The 19,934-nt window shown below is 44.9% G+C and carries 13 protein-coding genes; 4 read left to right on the top strand and 9 right to left on the bottom strand.

Annotation, left to right across the window (positions count from 1 at the left end; all coding sequences use genetic code 11):
- Nucleotides 1-9: 9 nt before the first annotated feature.
- On the bottom strand, nucleotides 10-1,467 hold the full coding sequence (locus H3S94_RS01075; protein WP_077991174.1) for a catalase: 1,458 nt from the start codon (nucleotides 1,465-1,467) through the stop codon (nucleotides 10-12).
- A 94-nt stretch (nucleotides 1,468-1,561) separates the two neighbouring features.
- Complete coding sequence (locus tag H3S94_RS01070) at nucleotides 1,562-1,729, bottom strand: hypothetical protein (RefSeq protein ID WP_198240046.1); 168 nt, start codon at nucleotides 1,727-1,729, stop codon at nucleotides 1,562-1,564.
- 376 nt (nucleotides 1,730-2,105) lie between these two features.
- On the opposite strand from H3S94_RS01070, the gene H3S94_RS01065 reads away from it, so the two are divergent.
- Nucleotides 2,106-2,987 (top strand): universal stress protein, encoded by an 882-nt coding sequence (locus H3S94_RS01065; RefSeq protein WP_198240045.1) that lies wholly within the window; start codon nucleotides 2,106-2,108, stop codon nucleotides 2,985-2,987.
- Nucleotides 2,988-3,405: 418 nt separating this feature from the next.
- A complete protein-coding gene (locus H3S94_RS01060) occupies nucleotides 3,406-4,320 on the top strand; it encodes a hydrogen peroxide-inducible genes activator (protein WP_198240044.1) in 915 nt (304 codons plus the stop codon).
- A 454-nt stretch (nucleotides 4,321-4,774) separates the two neighbouring features.
- Here H3S94_RS01060 and guaB read toward each other — a convergent pair whose 3' ends face one another.
- Together guaB and H3S94_RS01050 are read right to left on the bottom strand one after the other, a co-directional pair.
- Complete coding sequence (gene guaB / locus H3S94_RS01055) at nucleotides 4,775-6,271, bottom strand: IMP dehydrogenase (protein WP_077991184.1); 1,497 nt, start codon at nucleotides 6,269-6,271, stop codon at nucleotides 4,775-4,777.
- Nucleotides 6,272-6,903: 632 nt separating this feature from the next.
- Nucleotides 6,904-8,475, bottom strand: a complete 1,572-nt coding sequence (locus H3S94_RS01050; RefSeq protein ID WP_198230714.1) for a phospholipase D family protein — start codon at nucleotides 8,473-8,475, stop codon at nucleotides 6,904-6,906.
- 530 nt (nucleotides 8,476-9,005) lie between these two features.
- Here H3S94_RS01050 and H3S94_RS01045 point away from each other — a divergent pair.
- A complete protein-coding gene (locus H3S94_RS01045; RefSeq protein ID WP_198240043.1) occupies nucleotides 9,006-10,223 on the top strand; it encodes an MFS transporter in 1,218 nt (405 codons plus the stop codon).
- A gap of 169 nt (nucleotides 10,224-10,392) precedes the next feature.
- Here H3S94_RS01045 and H3S94_RS01040 read toward each other — a convergent pair whose 3' ends face one another.
- Both H3S94_RS01040 and H3S94_RS01035 read right to left on the bottom strand, forming a co-directional pair.
- Entirely contained in the window at nucleotides 10,393-12,129 is a 1,737-nt protein-coding gene (locus H3S94_RS01040) for a cation acetate symporter (RefSeq protein WP_198240042.1), read from the bottom strand.
- Nucleotides 12,126-12,434, bottom strand: a complete 309-nt coding sequence (locus tag H3S94_RS01035; protein WP_077991196.1) for a DUF485 domain-containing protein — start codon at nucleotides 12,432-12,434, stop codon at nucleotides 12,126-12,128. Before H3S94_RS01035 ends, H3S94_RS01040 begins: the two co-directional genes overlap by 4 nt.
- Before the next feature lie 642 nt (nucleotides 12,435-13,076).
- Here H3S94_RS01035 and H3S94_RS01030 point away from each other — a divergent pair.
- Nucleotides 13,077-13,439, top strand: coding sequence for a DUF488 domain-containing protein (locus H3S94_RS01030; protein ID WP_077994457.1), 363 nt, complete (start codon nucleotides 13,077-13,079; stop codon nucleotides 13,437-13,439).
- On the opposite strand, the gene H3S94_RS01025 is transcribed toward H3S94_RS01030, so the two are convergent.
- From H3S94_RS01025 to H3S94_RS01015, 3 genes are all read right to left on the bottom strand, one after another.
- A complete protein-coding gene (locus H3S94_RS01025) occupies nucleotides 13,405-14,799 on the bottom strand; it encodes an FAD-binding oxidoreductase (RefSeq protein WP_077991201.1) in 1,395 nt (464 codons plus the stop codon). The two genes, H3S94_RS01030 and H3S94_RS01025, sit on opposite strands and share 35 nt — an antisense overlap.
- Before the next feature lie 690 nt (nucleotides 14,800-15,489).
- Nucleotides 15,490-16,887 carry an FAD-binding oxidoreductase gene (locus tag H3S94_RS01020; protein WP_077991203.1) on the bottom strand — a complete coding sequence of 466 codons (1,398 nt, stop codon included), beginning with the start codon at nucleotides 16,885-16,887 and terminating at the stop codon, nucleotides 15,490-15,492.
- A gap of 420 nt (nucleotides 16,888-17,307) precedes the next feature.
- Nucleotides 17,308-19,794, bottom strand: a complete 2,487-nt coding sequence (locus H3S94_RS01015) for a heavy metal translocating P-type ATPase (RefSeq protein WP_198240041.1) — start codon at nucleotides 19,792-19,794, stop codon at nucleotides 17,308-17,310.
- Nucleotides 19,795-19,934 lie beyond the last annotated feature (140 nt).

Raw genomic sequence — 19,934 nt, 5'->3', positions numbered from 1 at the left:
GCATGGAAATTATTTGCTTTCTTTTTTACGTTTTATGGCAGCCCGTACGCCTGCGGCATAATCCGGATGGACTTTTTCAAAGTGTCCAAGCTGACGTTCGATAATAAAATCGGGAACGCCTTCCATTGCATCGGCAATGTTGGAGAACAACCGGTTTTTCTGGTCTTGATCGAACAGATTGAAAAGTGCTGTTACCTGACTGTAATCGTCATTGCCAGCCCGATGATCGTAACGATAAGCGTCGCCGGAAATTTTTAACGGCGGTTCCTGTGCCGATTTGTCTTCTACAGGGCCGTTGAACGAATTCGGTTCATAATAGGCGTCAACATTATTGGTCGAATGTCCGCCATATGTATTCATTTGCCCGTCACGATGATAATTATGAACAGGGCAAAGGGGTTTGTTGACCGGAATTTGTTCATAATGCGTGCCCAAACGATAACGGTGCGCATCGGCATAAGAGAAGATACGTGCCTGCAACATCTTGTCGGGCGAATAACCGATGCCCGGAACAATGTTGGAAGGCGAGAAAGCAGCCTCTTCGATTTCTGCAAAATAATCGTCCGGATTGCGGTTTAATTCCATAATACCGATATCCATTGGCGGATAATCTTTATGAGGCCAAACTTTTGTCAGATCGAACGGGTTATAAGGTGTCTTGTCAGCGTCTGCTTCGGGCATAATCTGAACCTGAACTTTCCAACGCGGAAAATTGCCACTTTCGATCGCATTGTAAAGTGCTTCCTGTGAACTTTCGCGCGTCGTGCCTACAAGTTCTTTAGCTTCTGCATTGGTGTAGAATTTATGTCCCTGCATTGTTTTGAAATGGAATTTAACCCAGAAACGTTCACCTTTTTCATTCCACAGTGAATAAGTGTGGGAGCCATAACCATTCATATGCATTGTATCGATCGGTAATCCGCGATCCGACATCAGAATTGTTACCTGATGCAGACTTTCAGGCGAAAGCGACCAGAAATCCCATTGAGCGGTGTTCGAGCGCAAATTGGTTCGCGGATGGCGCTTTTGCGTATGGATGAAATCAGGAAACTTATATGCATCACGAACAAAAAAGACCGGCGTATTGTTGCCAACCAGATCCCAGTTGCCCTCGGACGTGTAGAACTTCAATGCAAAACCGCGAACATCGCGTTCGGCATCGGCCGCTCCTCTTTCACCGGCAACAGTGGAAAAACGACCAAGCATCGGCGTTTCGGTTCCCGGTTTGAACACTGCAGCTTTCGTATAACGGGTAATATCACCGGTAATCTTCAGCACACCATGAGCGCCGACACCTTTGGCATGAACTGTCCGCTCCGGTATGCGTTCACGATTTTGATGCGCCAATTTTTCCAATAATTGATAATCTTGTATCAACACAGGACCACGTGGACCTGCAGTAATGGAGTTCTGATTATCAGGTACGGCAGCTCCCGCCGTTGTTGTCAATGTAATCCGCTCGCTCATGAGAGCCTCCAAATCTATTGTTTTCAAAACGTCACACCTAAAGAAGATAGAGCAAGTTTAAATTAATTCTAATTTTAAATTATTTAATTTCTCATTAGATAAGGTTATGGTGTGAGGATAAAATCCGGTTAAAGGCTTTCATCCGGCTCGGCACACCCTGCGGGTTCAATACCATATCGGCATGTGTCGCATATATTCCGATTGCAACGGTTGTAAGCGGGCTTGAGATTTTCACTTTAAGAACGAAGCAGTTTGCCGTCATATGGGTGGTTGTCCTTTTTATTCCGGAATTGCCGAAGCCAATTGAACGAACACTGGAATATGTCAGGGTTTGATAAGCAATCGCTCTATTTTAAAAATTGTTTCTGTTGGAAAATATTTTCCTGTTTTTCGGGTGATCCCGTTTTAAAAAATATATTGAAGCGTTCAAATGTGAAATTAGAACTATTATAGATATATATTCGAGTAAAGAATTATGTTTAGATTTGTTTTAAAAAAGTTTTAAAACAATTTATATAAAAAGTTTCAAAGATATTGAATGTAATTATTGTATAATGTATTATTTTTATAGAAAATAACAAACTAAATTAATATTTTAATTTTGAATCGCTAATGATAACGGCAAGACAGGGAATTACATGGAAGAACCAATACTTGCGCTCGTTGATTCCTCTTTATATTGGAAATCGGTTTGTGATCTCGCCATTTGGGCTTCAAAAGAGTTGAACGCACCAATCAGATTATTGAATGTTCTCGATAAAATGTCTGCGGATGTTGCGATTCCCGCAGATATTGCAAAAGATATTGATAAACGCTTCTATACGGATTTTCTGGGCGGGATCCATGATGATAATGCTTCTTATGCACGCCTGATGCAGGAATTGGGGCAGACAGTATTGGATAACGCGAAAGCCTATATCGAGAAGCATACAAAAAATGCAGTTGATACCAAGTTGCGTTATGACAGTCTGGACGAGGCTATAAGATTTTATGGTAAAAAGTCGTCATTGATTGTTATAGGCAAGCAGGGGCAAAAGACTGTCAATAAAACCCAACAATCGGAAGTTGGCGGTAATTTCGAGACTATTATACGCGCTTCCCCGAAACCGGTATTGGCTGCAACTATCAATGCAGGTCCGATTGATAAGGCACTTCTTATTTATGATGACGACTTTGAACTTGATCTGGCAATTCGCTATATACGGCAATATCCGCTTTTTACCAATAAAACCATATATATAGCGTTTTCAAAATATGCATTTAATGCGGTATCCGAAGATGTCGAGCAAATTATAAAACAGTTGGATGAAGAGGGAGTTCAGGCTTCCGCCTTGCTTCTGGAGGATGATCGCGACGGAGAAGGCATTAACAGGATTGTTGATGAAAATGAAGTCGATATGATTATTCTGAGTGCCTTCAACAAAGCAAAAATTAAAAAACTTATATTCGGTTCGTTTCATAAGACATTGATACAGAAAATAAAAGTTCCGGCACTTATTATAGGAAATCCAACGGATTAAAGGAAAGCCTAACGCAAGAGAGAACTTTGTTTGCCTTGTTTCGGAAAAACCAAGGCAAAAAAACACATGTTCTGATTTGTATGATGGTTTCTTTGTATCAAAAAAATATCAAGGAAAGGAGGCCGAAACATAGGGGGAATGTCCCGACCTCCTTACGGTCACCTGTTTTTTAACGATGACCTAACATTGAAGCGTTGACTGAAGAATATCTGTTACGGCCACAGATTGAGCGCTCGCCACATTCCAACCTGAAATTTTCCAAGTCGAAAAATAAATAGCAAGCTCTCAATCTCTGTAATAGGTAGAAAACCCTCCGGCAAGGTACTACCCCGTTCTTCTTCAGAACGGCTTGATAATATTCAATTAGCAAATAAAATCCAATTGATTTTTGTTTTAAATTATATAAGAAAAACTTATTATGTTCACTGTAAGACAGCTTCGCTATTTTCAAATTCTCGCCAATACCGGTCATTTCGGGGAGGCGTCCGAAAAGTTGGGTATATCGCAACCGGCGCTTTCCGTGCAAATTGCCGAAATGGAAAAGATAGCCGGTGCAGCGCTATTCGAGAGAACTTCCAAACGGATTATATTGACGCCGTTAGGGTGTAATTTTCTGCCGATAATCAATGATATTCTGGCTCGCCTATCTGTCCTGAGCGATATTGTTGCAGCCCATGAATCACCTTTGAGCTATCCGGTTAAACTGGGTATTATACCAACAGTTGCACCTTATATATTGCCGTCGGTGTTGCCGAAGGTGCGCCATTTATATCCATCTCTTTCGCTCCAGATACAAGAGGCGAAAACCGATCGTCTTGTCGAATTGTTACGCAACGGCGAGATTGATGCAGTTTTGGCTGCCACTCCGCTGGAGGATGGCGAATTTGTTTCGGAATTTCTATTTGACGATGAGTTTTATTATGCGTTGCCGCGTGACGACCCGCAGTCGATTTATAAAAACGTTCGTCAAGGGGATGTCGACACCGGTAAATTGTTGTTGTTGGAGGAAGGGCATTGCCTGCGCGACCAAACGCTTGAAGCCTGCCAAACAAAAAAATATCGCCACGACATTACCGCGTCTTCACTGACAACATTGATGCAGCTTGTTGCGAACGGCATTGGAATAACAATAATTCCGCAAATTGCTGTTTCGACAGAAGCACGGCTTGATAATATCAGCGTGGTCGCTTTTGAAGGAGAAACGCCTAAGCGCCATATTTGCCTGTTCTGGAGAAGACGTTCCCGCCGCTCGAAAGATTTCAAACTTCTGGCCGATTTGGTGAAGTCACTCGCTCTTCCCATTCTTGAACAGGCAAGGAACTTCATTGTTTGATTCCCGACTTCACGGGAGGGAACTGTGATTGCCGGATCGATACATATTCCAACCAATCCGGACGCGACAGTTATTCAGTTGTTATTCTGTCGGAAGGTTTTCATCGCATTTTGCAAATCGTTTTGCGGCAGATAAGATCTCCGGTTTTTCCTTGTCTATTTTTCGCCGTGTTGCGAGGATGTGATGGAAAGTACTGAATGCAAAAGGTGAATTCTGTCAGCACAGGCCGAATAGAATTGGGTACAAGCTGGAACGACTCCAGCGCGGCCTTCTTAAGGCTGTCAACAAAATTTCAAATTTTTGCGCGGGAATGTGCTTTCCAGCCATTTGAAATATAGGCCGAAAACGTTTGAAGCTTTTCACTGCATAAGGAATGGATTTTCTTGTTCGGCACAAAAAAGCCCTTGCCGCCATTTCCGGTCGACAAGGGCTATCCGGTTTACAAGATTGCACTTTACAAAACTGCACTTGGATAATTCGGGCTTTCTCTCGTGATCGACACATTGTGTGTGTGACTTTCGTTGAGACCCGCATTGGTGATGCGAACGAATGTTGCCTTGTTACGAAATTCCTCAAGGTTCGGCGCACCGAGATAGCCCATTGAAGCCCGCAAGCCACCTGCAAGTTGGTGCAGAACAGAGGCTGCCGGCCCCTTATATGCAACCTGACCTTCAATGCCTTCGGGAACAAGCTTCAATTCGTCATGGACATCTGCCTGAAAATAGCGGTCGGCAGAACCTCTCGCCATCGCGCCAACCGATCCCATGCCACGATAGGCTTTGAACGAACGACCTTTATAGAGATAAACTTCACCGGGGCTTTCTTCCGTTCCGGCAAGCAGTGAACCGATCATGACAGCTCGTGCGCCAGCAGCCAGAGCTTTGGCAAGGTCGCCTGAATATTTGATACCGCCGTCGGCAATAATCGGAATACCGGCTTTATCGGCAACTTCAACAGCTCCCATAATTGCAGAAAGCTGTGGCACACCAACACCTGCAACGATGCGTGTCGTACAAATGGAGCCGGGGCCAATCCCGACTTTTACAGCATCTGCACCACAATCAATGAGTGCTTGTGTTGCTTCGGGTGTTGCTACATTTCCTGCCATAACGGCAGTCGAACCTGCAATCTTTTTGATTTCCTTGACTGCATCCAGCACACGTTGCGAATGGCCATGGGCAGTATCAATGACCAGAATATCGACACCGGCATCAATAAGCCGTTCGGCGCGTTCCATGCCATCCTTACCAACGGTGCTTGCCGCCCCCACACGCAAACGCCCGTGTGCGTCTTTTGCAGCATTCGGATTGAGACGGGATTTTTCTATATCTTTTACGGTTATCAACCCGACGCAACGCCCTTCATTATCGACGACCAGCAGCTTTTCGATGCGATTTTGATGAAGCAGTTTCTTTGCTTCGTCATGTTGGACATTTTCACGAACGGTGACAAGGTTCTCGCGTGTCATCAATTCGTAGATTTTCTGTTTGGGATCAGAAGCAAAACGGACATCGCGGTTCGTCAGAATACCGACAAGACGCCCCGGACCTTTTTCGCCGTTTTCGACAACAGGGATACCGGAAATTCCATGTGCAGCCATGAGTGCCTTGGCTTCTTCCAATGTTGCTTCCGGTCCGATCGTAACCGGATTGACAACCATGCCGGACTCGAACTTCTTGACTTGGCGGACTTCCTCCGCCTGTTCGGATGGTGTCATATTGCGATGGATGACACCCATTCCGCCCGATTGTGCCATGGCAATCGCCAATCTGGATTCGGTTACTGTATCCATTGCCGCCGACAAGAGCGGTATGTTCAAAACGATGTCGGTTGCAACAGTCGTTTTAAGATCGACCTGTCCCGGCATAACTTCAGAATGGGCAGGCTGTAAAAGCACATCGTCAAATGTCAGTGCTTCTCTACCTGTTGCTGTTTCGATGATTTTTGCCATGTCCAATATTCCTTTAAAAACGAACGAACCGCTGGAACAAAGTACCGCGGCATATTCGTATTGCTTCTTATGGATTGGCGCTGGTTTGTAACACGCCGGAATAAAATTGGAAAGAGTAATTGTATTATTTTTTTAACGTATATTTATAAATTTCGAGAATTATATCGGCATCACCGGTAATTGTGAGTCACAAAATAAAGTTGTGATCTATCGGGATTTCCTTTCATTTTCAGTGCATCACTGGAATTAGCACGGAAATTGCGATTTCAGCAAAAATAACAAATGAGGAAAAATAACACATGAAGTTGCAAACTATATCATTCACGATTTTTCCCGATAAAAGCTATACATGCATTTTACAGAAGTTGGTCTATCAATAAATTGAAATGGATATTTTCAAGATATTTATAAGAAGATCCGTCTTTTTTTCGACATAGATTTTAATAGACAAACAAAGCACTTTTAAATTTCTTTTTGTTTTGCTTTTTATGAAGAAAACGCTTGCCCGCTCTTCATAGATGGAACAAGTCCTGATGCAGCATATTCTTGAATAGTCGGATTTCAAGCAAGATGAACGTGCCGTTTTCAAGCCTCGTTTGATAATCAAGAAATTTGGCGCACCGGTTATTTTCTTACAATTGGGACTGGATAGGCAACCAACTTATCAATTTTGCAAAAGCCCGCCGCCATATACGACTTTCCGGTTCACGTTTCGCAATACATGGCTTTTCATCTTCAACATATTTCCAATAAATGCGGCTTTTATGGTCGAGATGAAGATGATAGCTCATCTCTTTTGTTGTTTCTTCGGCAAAAAGCTTGTTCAGCCTGTCGGAGATCTGCGGGCATTCAAACAAAATACCCATTTCTGTGTTCAGTGAAGCCGATCGCGGGTCAAAATTGAAAGAACCGATAAAAGCTGTTTTGCCGTCAATCAGAAATGCTTTGGTATGAAGGCTTGCACGGCCGGAACCGAACAGGCGCAACCGGTGTGGCCCGCCATCGGGTTTTAGCTCGTAAAGTTTGGCTCCACCTTTAAGAAGCGGTTTTCGATAAGGGGCATAACCACCGTGAACAGCCGCAACATCGGTGGCTGCCAGCGAATTGGTGAGTATACGCACATCGGTACCATTTTTTGCAAGTGTACAAAGCCGTTCGGTTCCCGCTTTCCCTGGAACAAAATAGGGCGATGTAATTTGAAGTTCTGTTTTTGCACTGTCAATTAACGGCGAAAATACGGTCATCAGCCAGTTTTCCGGTCTGTGTCCCAGCGCTTTTTCGGGAGGGTCCGAAACGACATCCACCGCGACAACGGGAAAAAGCTTATGCTGCGGTTTGATAAAGTGCTCGAAGTTCATATGAGCCTGCACATAATCGAGATAAGGCTTGGCATTTCCGGAATCGTGGAATTGTGTCAGCTTGTTTTTCCAATAATTGATGTCGCGGGCTTTTTTGGGAACCGCAAGAGCATGGATTGGCAAAGCAACCGCACTATTCCAGAATGAATCGAAAATTGTTTCAACCTTTTTGACAGATGGCCCGACAAGCATCAAATCAAGGTCACGAAAATTGGACGCTTTGCCTGCACCAAAATAAGCATCGGCAATATTGCGCCCACCTACAAACGCTATGCGCCCGTCAACGATGAACGCTTTGTTGTGCATTCTGCGGGTGACTGTTAGTGCACGTAACATCATCTCAAGGCCACGCCTCAAGCCACCATTCCTTGCTCTTCCGGGGTTGAACATGCGTATTTCTATATTCGGGTGTTTATCCAGAGCCACATAGGCAGGGTCGCGCCCTTGCGCATTAATGTCATCAAGCAACATGCGCACACGTACACCGCGTTCGGCAGCGTCCATTACTTCTTTTAACAAAAGACGCCCTGTGAGATCATCATCCCATATATAATACATCAAATCGAGACTGCGGCCGGAAAGTTCCGTTGCAACCGCACGTCCGGCAAAGGCGTCGAGATTATTGATAAAGAGTGACAGCCCATCTTTTTCAATGCCGAGACCGTTTTCGCGTTTTGCCAAATCTTCTATCTTGCGGTCGAGCTCAGTCCGGCTTTCGTCAACTTTAAGAGCGTAAGAATTTTCACCACGTGCACTTTTTGCAAAGCGTCCATATGCATATACGGCCAGCATTGAAGCCAGCACAAACACCAAAATCAACAGGATGACAATTTGCAAAATAGTCAAAGAAAATGCTCTCGAAGTTTAGAAAACGACGTAATTTAATATAATCGTATCGTGCCGTCTATTCATTAACTTCATTTGCCTTTTTAAAAACCGTTTCATAATTTTTAAATTTATCACTTATCGGTTTATCAGGCATAAAATACGAGACGTTCATTTCATAAATGAAATCCGAAAGCGCGTTTTTCCCTTTTGCTTTTTTCGAGAAGCTAAACTTTGTCAGTGGCTCGAAAGCGGAATGAAACATATTTTTCTGCCAGTGAAGGCTAATGAATGCTAGTAAATGCGTGTGAATACCCGTGAATGCCTGTAAAAGCCGGTTGGCTGTTTTCTATTTCAAGAAACAATAAAAATGTCCGGTTGATACGCATGGCATTTTCATGGTGGGATAGGAACGATCGTAAACCCGATTGAAGAGCAGAAAAAAGTCGGGATCAGGCACTTTATTTTGAACAGCCCCTGATGAAATTCAACAGACAGGCCTGTATTAAAACAGATATATTACAGCGATGGAAGAGGTAGGGCAAAAGGAAATGGTCGGGCAAACTGAAGAAGTGTCACCTTATTGGCGACGAAATCTCGTTATATCGGCTTTCGGTGCTTTTACGACGATCGTCGGAATGACTGTGCTTCTTCCCTTTTTGCCACTTTTTGTTAAAGAAGTCGGAATTGATAATCCAAAAGCAATTTCACAATGGTCGGGCATTGCCTATGCCGCAACATTTTTTTCGGCGGCTCTTGTAGCACCACTATGGGGGCGTCTTGGTGACCGGTACGGACGTAAGCTCATGCTTGTACGAGCAAGTTTGGGGATGGCTATAGCAATCGGATTGATGGGCTTTGTTACAAGCATTACCCAATTGGTTTTATTGCGATTATTAACGGGGCTTGCGGGTGGCTATGCTTCCGGTGCGGCTATTCTGGCGGCCACCCAAACGCCGAAAGACAAGACCGGATGGGCGTTGGGCATTATTTCTTCCGGCGTTATGAGCGGCAATTTTATCGGCCCGTTGATTGGCGGTATCTTGCCCGATTATATTGGCCTTAGAACCTGCTTTGTTGCAGTTGGTATTTTAATATTTATCACTTTTATCGTTACGACATTCGCAATCCATGAAAATCATAATGTTTTTGTCGAACGTCGTCGTGATAAAGCCGAAGAAAGGCGGGTGCGCGGTCTTTTCAACCAAAGTGTTATTGTCATGTTGGCAACCGGAGCACTTTTGACTTTTGCCAATCTTTCAATAGAACCCATTATAACAATTTATGTCGAGACGCTCCAAAAAGGTGGGGCAAGCGTCACTTTCTGGGCGGGGCTGGTCATGTCCATGACCGCCTTGGGAAGTGCCCTGTCGGCAACCGAACTCGGTAGACTTGCCGACCATATCGGACATTGGAAAGTGCTGTTAGGTGCCATGGTTGTGGCGGTCATTCTGTTGCTGCCGCAAGCATTTGTAACCTCTGCCTGGGCACTTGTTGTTTTAAGGTTTTTGTTGGGGCTGGCGCTTGGCGGGTTAATTCCCTGTGTCACCGCTATTTTACGTCATCTCGTTCCCGATTATGCAGTGGGAACAATATTGGGACTCTTTGTTTCTTCACAATATGTGGGGCAGGTATTGGGGCCGGTTTGCGGTGGTTTTATCGGCGGATGGTTCGGTGTTCGTCCGGTCTTTTTTGTGACTGCATTGATCCTTCTGATAGCTGTTGGCCTTAACCTTGAACTTTACCGGAAAACCAAGCGAGAAGGTTGACGGGGTTTGTAAAACTTGCGTCACCATCAATAATCGGAAACGCCGTTAATCCGGTGACAAAAAAGAACAACCAACCAAAATGATAAAAAGGCAGTCTTTGACCGCCTTTTTTAAAAAATTATCCTATGCCCTGACATATCGGTTTTGAACTCTATAGCTACCGACCGGTTTAATGGTCGGATGCTACAGAGGCTCCAATACCGGTTTCGGAGCGGATTTGTTGGGCAGCAAAACCGGCACGGTCTTGCTGTGCACGGCTGCTGTTATCCGTTATCGAAAACAGCCATACGCCGCCAAAACCCAATATCATCGAAAAAAGAGCAGGCGAGGTATATGGAAACAAAACCGTATCCGGTGAAAAACCGAATGTCGAAACCCATACGGCAGGCGACACGATTGTAAGACCAACCGAAGAAATCAATCCGAGAAAGCCGCCAATGACTGCACCCCTTGTCGTACATTTTTTCCAAAAAATGGAAAGCAGAAGAACAGGGAAATTTGCCGATGCAGCAATAGCAAAAGCAAGCGCCACCATGAAGGCAACATTCTGTTGTTCAAAAACAATGCCGAGCAGGATTGCAATAATGCCGATAAGTGTCGTGGCAATACGCGATATACGCAATTCGACATCGCTGGTCGCTGTTCCTTTTTTAATGACCATATTGAAAATGTCATGGGAAATTGCGGTTGCACCGGAAAGCGTAAGCCCTGCAACGACGGCCAGAATGGTCGCAAATGCAACGGCCGATATGAAACCGTAAAACATATTACCGCCGACAGCTTTTCCCACCATAACAGCCGCCATATTGGCAGCACCTGCACCACTCGAAAGCGGGGCTGAAAGTTGTGGGTCGGAAAGAACCAATGCAATCGCGCCAAATCCGATGATGAAGATAACGATGTAGAAATATCCATTCCAGACAGTTGCCCATAAAACGGATTTTCTCGCTTCTTTTGCATTTGGCACAGTGAAAAATCGCATCAGAATATGTGGTAATCCGGCAGTTCCGAACATGAGTGCCATACCGAAAGAAATAGCCGAAACAGGATCCTTAATGAAGCCACCGGGCGCCATAATGGATTGTCCTGCCGCGATTGCTTCAGGTGAAGTCGGGTCAACCGAGTTTTTTTGGGCAAACAGGCTTGCTTTGACATTGACTGCAGCCTGAAAGAAATTTTCAAAGCTGAAATTGAACTTGAGCAATATCATGAACGCCATGAAAGTTACGCCGATAAGTAGCAAAACCGCTTTGATAATTTGTACCCATGTTGTTGCTGTCATGCCGCCGAACAGCACATAAATCATCATCAATACGCCAACCAGAATAACGGCATAAAGATAATCCAGTCCGAACAGGAGTTTGATAAGCTGGCCGGCACCGACCATCTGCGCGATAAGATAAAACGCCACAACGGCCAGCGTACCACAGGCGGCGAATATACGTACCGGTGCGGTGGCAAAACGGAAACCTGCGACATCGGCAAAATTGAACCGCCCCAAATTTCTCAGGCGTTCGGCAACGAGAAACATGACAATAGGCCATCCGACGAGAAAGCCGACAGCATAGATGAGGCCATCATAACCGACGCTCATCACCATGGCCGATATTCCCAGAAACGAAGCGGCCGACATAAAGTCACCGGCAATCGCCAAGCCGTTCTGGAAACCTGTTATACCGCCACCGGCTGTATAGAAATCAGCGCGTGATTTGGTCCGGTTGGCAGCCCATTTGGTAATCCACAAAGTCAAAGCAACAAATACGAAAAACATGATTATTGCTGACCAATTGGTGGCCTGTTTCGGAAGTTCGCCGCCAATAGCATCAGCTTTCGCGTTGATACTGGCGAGTAGTGCAAGGGCGGTTCCGAAAATAACGGGTTTTTTAAAAAAATAAAGGAGGCTCATTGTTTGACCTCCTTCTTGATTTCATCAATATAATTGTCGTAACTGCTATTGGCGATCAAAATGTAGATTGCAGTCAGCAGAACCATCAACACAATCACACCAATCCCGATCGGGATGGCTATCGTTGTAACGCCGGTTCCAATGCGTAAACTCAGAAATTGTTTGTCAAAGGCAATCAGTGCAATCCAACCGTAATAGACAACGAGTGCTATAAGTGTGAGAACGCCGCCCAGTCTGTTACGTTTTTTCCTTAACGTGATATAGGCCGGGTTCGCCTCAATTCGGGAAATGGTTTCTTTATCCATAACGGCTCCTCTTCCGTAACAGGAATAGTTTTCAATTTCAGGAGAATATTGTTACTTGTAATATGCTCTACAGAAGAACTTGCGCTTTACTTGTTAAAATACGAGTTTTCTCTGTTACAATTTGCGTTTCAGGCAAATTATATTCGTCTCGCATTTCCGGGAGACAGCATAATTCCAATAAAATTATTAGTTTTAGAAGTAACAAAAACTCCTGTTTTCACCTATAAAGTGAAATGAACTCAAGGCCTCCTCTTGCTCCTTTTCGTTCGATTAAAAGGATTATTCAAATTGACTGTTATGTCAATATCGACAGGAAGAAGTTTAAGCGTTTTATTAGTTATGGTCATTCAACTTTTCGTATATATACTATTAAATTATTGTTTTTATTAATTTATTATAAATAAAACAGCTTATAGTCCGGCAATGGGGTTTTTCACGACATGAAAAACTATATCAATAATAAATATATCAAGGTTTTTGCTGATAGGAATGAATAAAAATCTGGTGCGAATTGTGTGCGGCATTGTCTTTGAAAAATCGTAGCAAAAAATAATATGGATTTTATCATATTCGGATATTGATAAATTTCATGATAAGCTATTTCGAGCTAACGGATTTATCGCAAATTTGGATGAAAGCATTATGAAAATAACGATAAAAAGGGTTTATGAACCATATTCGGAAGATGACGGTTGGCGCGTATTGATTGACCGTCTCTGGCCGAGAGGGCTTTCACGCGAGAAAGCCCATCTTGACGATTGGCAAAAGGAATTCGCTCCGAGCAATGATTTACGTCACTGGTTCAACCACGATGTGAGCAAATGGGAAGAATTCAAAAGCCGTTATATTACCGAGCTTGATGGTCAATCCCAAGCAATCGGGCAATATCTTTCTTCCCTCGAAAAACACCCCCGTGTAACTTTGCTATATGCTGCTCATGATGAAAAGCACAACAACGCGGTGGTATTTCTCAATTATCTGGAAAACCGTATTTTCCGGGATTGAGAATATTGTCGGGGTCAAGTGCCTGTTTGATGGTCCACATAAAATCTACGGCTTTTCCCAATTCTATGCGCAAATATTTGGTTTTGCGCTGGCCAATGCCGTGCTCGCCGGTGCAAGTGCCGCCCATTGAAATTGCACGCTCCGACAGTCTTTGAGTAAATTCATAGATGCGTTTTTCTTCCGCTTCGTTATCTTTCGGGTAACCGACAAAAACATGGAAGTTGCCATCTCCGACGTGACCAATGATGGGGCCAATCAAATTGTGTTCCTTCAAGTCTTTTTGCGTTTCGGTAACGCAATCGGCAAGACGTGAAATAGGCACACAGGCATCTGTAGAAAAGACGTCGCATTCGGGTAAGCTTGCTTCGGCAGCCCATAATGCGCTATGACGGGCTTTCCAAAGTTGGGCACGTTTTTCCGGGTCGGTCGATTGCTGGAAATTGGTCGAACCATGGGCAGCAGCAATTTCACTGAAAGTGGCAGCCTGGCTTGCAACGCTTGCTTCGTCACCGTGAAATTCAACACAAAGCGTCGGCCGTGGCTCCAAAGTCAAACCGGAATAGGCGTTACACGCTTTGACCATAAATTCATCCATCAGTTCCACACGTGCAAAAGGTATAGCGCATTGGATAGATTCAATAACCGTATTGCATGCGTCTCCAATACTGGCAAAAGTACAAATACCGCTTGATACGACTTCCGGTATCGGATGCAGACGTATTGTCAATTCTGTAAAAAGACCGAGAGTGCCTTCCGAGCCGACGAGAAGACGGGTCAAATCATAACCCGCAGCAGATTTTTTTGCGCGACTTGCTGTGTGTATAAGGCTGCCATCAGCCATAACGGCTTCGGCGCTCAGAACGGCTTCCCTCATTGTCCCGTAACGCACTGCACTTGTACCTGATGCGCGTGTGGCCGCCATTCCTCCGATAGATGCATTCGCACCGGGGTCAATCGGGAAGAACAACCCGCTGTCGCGCAACCAGCTATTCAATGTTTCGCGCGTAATTCCCGGCTGTACAGTAATCGTCATATCTTCAGGCGAAAAAGACACAACTTGATCCATTTTTGAAAAATCGATGCTGATACCACCTACCGGAGCATTCAATTGCCCTTCAAGCGAGCTTCCCACACCAAAACCGATAATCGGCATTTTATGACGGGCGCAAATTTTCACCGTCTTGACAACATCATCTTTTGACAATGCATAAACAACGCCATCAGGCACTTCGTGCCGCAATTTTGTTTCATTGTGCGAGTGGGTATCACGAACTGAAAGATTGTTGCTGAAACGATTGCCAAAGGCCGTTTCCAATTCTTTACATACTTGATCTACGGTCTTTTGATCTAATCTAGCCATTCTCTACACTCCTCACCCCGTATTGGATAGCCATCCAGTAGGTTGATACGATTTTGCACTATTTTTCAATGAAAATCTTTTTGAAATAAAATTATTCCTAAAAATAATAGGTAAAACAGTGTGATTATATTTGTTTTTAAAAAGTCTTTGCGGATATGGCGATGTAGATATGACTTTGAAAAACAATCAATATCAATAAATTCGGAATGGCTTTTAATGGTCTTCTTGCAAGTTATGAAACCAGCACAAGTCGCTCGAACCTCAACAGGCTGTTATGAAATGAACTATTATGGAATGAAACAGGGAAGTGACAAACAAACGCGTCAGACAGCAAAGTTCGGTTCCATTGGTGGAAATAGCACTTTCAAAGCGGGCGCATGAACAGGCCGGTCGCATTCACAGGCCGGTCGCATCAACAGGCCGAGCGCATGAATGGAGAAAACGGGGATATTTGTTCATTCATTTTATTTTTAGCCGCAGATATATCGACTTTTCGTAATCGTAACCATAGGCGTTGAAAAGCCATGAAAAAAACGGAAATCCGAACAGTTTTTGACTGTCGGGATTTCCGGTTAAAGCAGATTGTTCAAAAAAGAAGAACGAAACCGGCTCTCATAAATAAATCGGCTGCATCACCAATATTCTAATTTTGAACCGGCTGTTCACTCTATTTTATCAGTTTTGTCGATCTCAATAATCTTCAAAGCCGTATTTACCGGGATTGAGTATATTATCCGGATCAAGAGCTTTCTTTATTGCCCACATGTAATCGACAGCGTTGCCAAGTTCGAGCCTGAGATATTTGGCTTTTCTCTGCCCGATACCATGTTCGCCGGTGCAGGTCCCGTCCATAGAAATTGCCCTTTCGGACAATCTTTCGGAAAATTCATAAACCTTCTTTTCTTCCTCTTTGTTGCCTTTATGGTATCCCAGCAGGACGTGGAAGTTACCGTCGCCGACATGCCCGACCATGGGGCCGATCAGGTGATGCTCTTGCAGATCTTTCTGTGTTTCACCAACACAATCGGCAAGTCGTGAAATCGGCACACATGCATCGGTCGAAAAAACATCGCAATCAGGAAGGCTTGCTTGCGCTGCCCAGAATGCTTCATGGCGCGCCTTCCACAATTCGGCACGTTTATCGGGGTCAGTGGAATGTTTGAAATCTTTCGAGCCGTGAGAGGCTGCAATCTCTCCGAAAAGGGCAACTTGCGCAGCCACACTTGTTTTATCACCGTGAAACTCGACACAAAGGGTGGGAAGCGGATCAAGTGTCAATCCCGAATAGGCATTGCAGGCTTTGGTCATAAATTCGTCAAGAAGTTCGACACGTGCAAACGGAATAGCGCATTGGATTGATTCAATCACCGCATTACATGCATCTGTTACCGTCGGAAAGGTGCAAGCTCCACACGAAACGACTTCCGGTATCGGATGAAGACGCACTGTAATTTCGGTAAAAATGCCGAGTGTTCCTTCAGAGCCAACGAGAAGACGTGTCAGGTCATAACCGGCAGCAGATTTCTTGGCACGGCTTGCCGTATGGATAATAGATCCGTCTGCCATAACAGCCTCGGCGCTCAAAACGGCCTCTCTCATTGTACCGTAGCGCACCGCATTTGTACCGGATGCGCGCGTTGAGGCCATGCCGCCAATGGAAGCATCTGCACCGGGGTCGATGGGGAAGAACAGCCCGCTATCGCGCAACCAGCTATTCAGCGTTTCGCGGGTAATGCCGGGCTGAACGGTTATTGTCATATCTTCCGGCGAGAAAGATACGACCTGATCCATTTTTGAAAAATCAATACTGATGCCACCTTTGGGAGCATTGAGCTGCCCTTCGATAGAACTGCCCGCACCAAAGGCGATAATCGGCATTTTATAATGCGCGCAAATCTTTACAATTTTTGCAACATCATCCTTGGATGTGGCATAAACAACGCCATCAGGACATTGTTGATAAAGAGCTGTTATGTTATGGGAATGCGCCTGACGAACAGAAAGATTGCTGCTGAACCGTTCTCCGAAAGCTGTTTTCAATTCTTCACAAACACGATCTCTTGTCGCTTCATCACAGTTTTTTGCCATTATTTTTACTCTCTCTATAGACGGGCAATTTTTCTTAGCCACTTTCGCGCCAGGCGTAAGAAATTGCAATGATATTTCCAAAAATCATATTGTCGATCGCCGACAGGCGACAACTTTTCCGATGGGCTAGATATTTGTTCTACCGGAAGGTTCAAATTCTTTTCGGGAACAAGCGGCGTTAACGGCTGAAAACATATGTCTTCGTAAAATCAAGGTTGACATTCTTTGTCTTGACTTTTCGTTATGGGCAATTTGAGCATCGTGAACGTAACTTTCCCGATATTTTGCATTCACGGTCAATGCGGTCGCAAAGCGTTGGCACGCGAACTGGCTGAGCCTTAACCGTTATGAGTGTCTCCGGCATTTTAACATTGCGCAATAAAATTGACCGGAAACGAAAGGTGATTGCTGGCCCGAAAATTACAATACCGGTTTGAAACCTCTCAAACGCAGCGCATTGGAAAGCACAAAGACACTTGATATTGCCATCGCCGCGGCTGACAGCATTGGCGATAATTGTACGCCCCAGACCGGATAAAAAATTCCGGCTGCAACAGGAATGAGCAGAACATTATAACCGAATGCCCAGAACAAATTCTGCTTGATGTTGCGGATTGTTGCTTTTGAAATGGCAATCGCATTGACAACACCTGTCGGATCGCCCGACATTAATACAACATCGGCACTTTCAATAGCAACATCGGCACCCGTACCAATAGCTATTCCGGTATCGGCAGCGGCAAGGGCAGGGGCATCATTAATGCCGTCACCGACAAAGGCAACACGGCGTTCGCCCCCACTTATTTTTTTCACGGCATCGACTTTTCCTGCCGGAAGCACTTCGGCAACGATTTCTGAAATACCGAGTTTTGAACCGATCGTCTTTGCCGTATTACGGTTATCTCCGGTGACAAGTGCTGTTGCAATTCCCATTTTTTCAAGTTCTGCAATGGTTTTTCCCGAATTCTGTTTAACGGGGTCTTCGACCGCGAAAATTGCAGCCGCCTTATTGTCTATTGCAGCATAAAAAGGTGTCATGCCTTGATCGCCGAAATGCCGCGCATCGTCGGCAAAAGGGGTAATATCAACTTTTATTTCCTTCATATAACGGTCGGCCCCGATAACGACTTCATGCCCGTTAACCTTGCCTGAAATACCGAATCCGGGTTTGGAGTTGAAATCTTCGACCGTCGAAAGAGTTATTCCTGCCTTTTTTGCGGCTTCATTCAAAGCTTCGCCAATCGGGTGTTCGGAACGTAATTCTACAGCGGCAACATCCGCCAATGTTTGTCTTTCATCAAATCCGTTTGCAGTGATGATTTTATTCAACACCGGTTTACCTACCGTCAGTGTACCGGTTTTATCGAAAGCGACGATGTCTGTATCACGCAAAGTTTGCAACGCGTCACCACGACGGAAGAGAATGCCGAGGGTGGCCGCGCGGCCTGTGCCCACCATAATGGATGTCGGGGTTGCAAGACCCATTGCGCATGGGCAGGCGATAATCAGTACCGATACACCGGCAATAAGGGCATGTGGAAATTGCGGAGCAGGGCCGACAAAAAACCAGATAAAAAACGTAACAATTGCGGCTGCAAAAACAGCGGGAACGAACCAGCCTGTTACTTTATCAACCAAAGCCTGAATGGGTAGTTTTGCAGTTTGTGCATCTTCAACCATTTTCTGGATTTGTGCAATGAGTGTATCGCCCCCGATCTTCTCTGCACGAAATGTCAAGGATCCATTACCGTTGACGGTTCCACCGTAAACCTTGTCACCTTCCTTCTTGGCAACAGGTAAAGGTTCACCTGTCATCATCGACTCGTCAACATTCGAGTTGCCGCTGATAACCGAGCCATCAACGGGAAATTTTTCTCCCGGTCGCATAACTATAATGTCCCCGACGGCAACATCATCAAGCGCAACATCTATTTCTTCATTGTTTCTTAAAACGCGTGCTGTTTTCGGTTTCAAACCGGCAAGCATACGTATGGCTTCACCGGTGCGACCACGCGCTCCCGCTTCAAGATAACGGCCAAGCAGAATCAAGGTAACAATAACGGCTGCCGCCTCGAAATAGACATTGTTGGTACCTTCCGGCATATAAGCACCGGCAAAAGTGGCAACAGTGGAATAGGACCAGGCCGCAAAGGAACCGACAGCCACAAGCGAATTCATATCCGGCGCGGCACGAAAAAGGTTTGGAATACCGGCTTTGAAAAACCGCCAACCGGGTCCGAACAGAACCAGCGTTGTCAAAATGAATTCGACGAGACGGGAAGGGAACATGCCAATCGTTGCCATCACAAAATGATGGAACCATGGGATAATATGCCCGCCCATTTCGAGAACAAAAACCGGAATAGTCAGAATAAGAGCTATAACCAGAGAGCGGCCAAGTTTATGCGCCTCGACAGCTTGTCTGTCGACTTGGTTATGATTATTGACCGGCTTTGCACCATAACCGGCTTTTTCGACCGCTTTTTCCAATGCATCGACTGTTGTCACATTTTTGAGCATTTCCACATGGGCGCGATTCGTTGCCAGATTGACAACAGCCGTCTTGACCCCGTCGACGGATTGTAGGGCTTTTTCAACGCGCCGCACACAAGAGGCACAACTCATTCCCTCAATATCAAGATCAACGGGCTGATAACCTACTTCGTAGCCGGCTTTTTCGACCGCGTTTACAAGTTCGCTGGTGGAAAGTTTCTTGCTGGCGGTAATATTGGCTTTTTCAGTTGCCAAATTGACGACCGCATTGTCTACGCCTTCAACTTTTTTCAGAGCCTTTTCAACGTGTCTTACGCAGGATGCACAGGTCATCCCTTCAATATCAAGCTCGATACGAAAATCGTCTTTTGCCGGTATTCGGTTATTTTCGTCTATATGTGAAATTGTTGTCATGACACGTGCCTTTCACACCAAGAGATAATGGTTCCCCTTATGGGAAGGTCAAGAGAAAAAGCAAAAGAAAAAGCCTTATCGGAAATTAGTTCCGATAAGGCTCTCACTAGCAAAATTTGAACTATTATTGCTGCGAAACA

The organism is Bartonella sp. B10834G3, assembly GCF_016102505.1.
GTDB classification, from domain to species: Bacteria; Pseudomonadota; Alphaproteobacteria; order Rhizobiales; family Rhizobiaceae; genus Bartonella; species Bartonella choladocola.
This window is presented reverse-complemented; position numbering and strand designations above follow the sequence as displayed.

Bases quoted from the DNA above. Each gene is read 5' to 3' on its own strand.
- H3S94_RS01065 (WP_198240045.1), top strand. From the start codon at position 2,106: ATGGAAGAACCAATACTTGCGCTCGTTGATTCCTCTTTATATTGGAAA.
- H3S94_RS01020 (WP_077991203.1), bottom strand. From the start codon at position 16,887: ATGGCAAAAAACTGTGATGAAGCGACAAGAGATCGTGTTTGTGAAGAA.
- H3S94_RS01070 (WP_198240046.1), bottom strand. From the start codon at position 1,729: ATGACGGCAAACTGCTTCGTTCTTAAAGTGAAAATCTCAAGCCCGCTT.
- H3S94_RS01045 (WP_198240043.1), top strand. From the start codon at position 9,006: ATGGTCGGGCAAACTGAAGAAGTGTCACCTTATTGGCGACGAAATCTC.
- H3S94_RS01015 (WP_198240041.1), bottom strand. From the start codon at position 19,794: ATGACAACAATTTCACATATAGACGAAAATAACCGAATACCGGCAAAA.
- H3S94_RS01075 (WP_077991174.1), bottom strand. From the start codon at position 1,467: ATGAGCGAGCGGATTACATTGACAACAACGGCGGGAGCTGCCGTACCT.
- H3S94_RS01040 (WP_198240042.1), bottom strand. From the start codon at position 12,129: ATGAGCCTCCTTTATTTTTTTAAAAAACCCGTTATTTTCGGAACCGCC.
- H3S94_RS01030 (WP_077994457.1), top strand. From the start codon at position 13,077: ATGAAAATAACGATAAAAAGGGTTTATGAACCATATTCGGAAGATGAC.
- H3S94_RS01035 (WP_077991196.1), bottom strand. From the start codon at position 12,434: ATGGATAAAGAAACCATTTCCCGAATTGAGGCGAACCCGGCCTATATC.
- H3S94_RS01060 (WP_198240044.1), top strand. From the start codon at position 3,406: ATGTTCACTGTAAGACAGCTTCGCTATTTTCAAATTCTCGCCAATACC.
- guaB (WP_077991184.1), bottom strand. From the start codon at position 6,271: ATGGCAAAAATCATCGAAACAGCAACAGGTAGAGAAGCACTGACATTT.
- H3S94_RS01025 (WP_077991201.1), bottom strand. From the start codon at position 14,799: ATGGCTAGATTAGATCAAAAGACCGTAGATCAAGTATGTAAAGAATTG.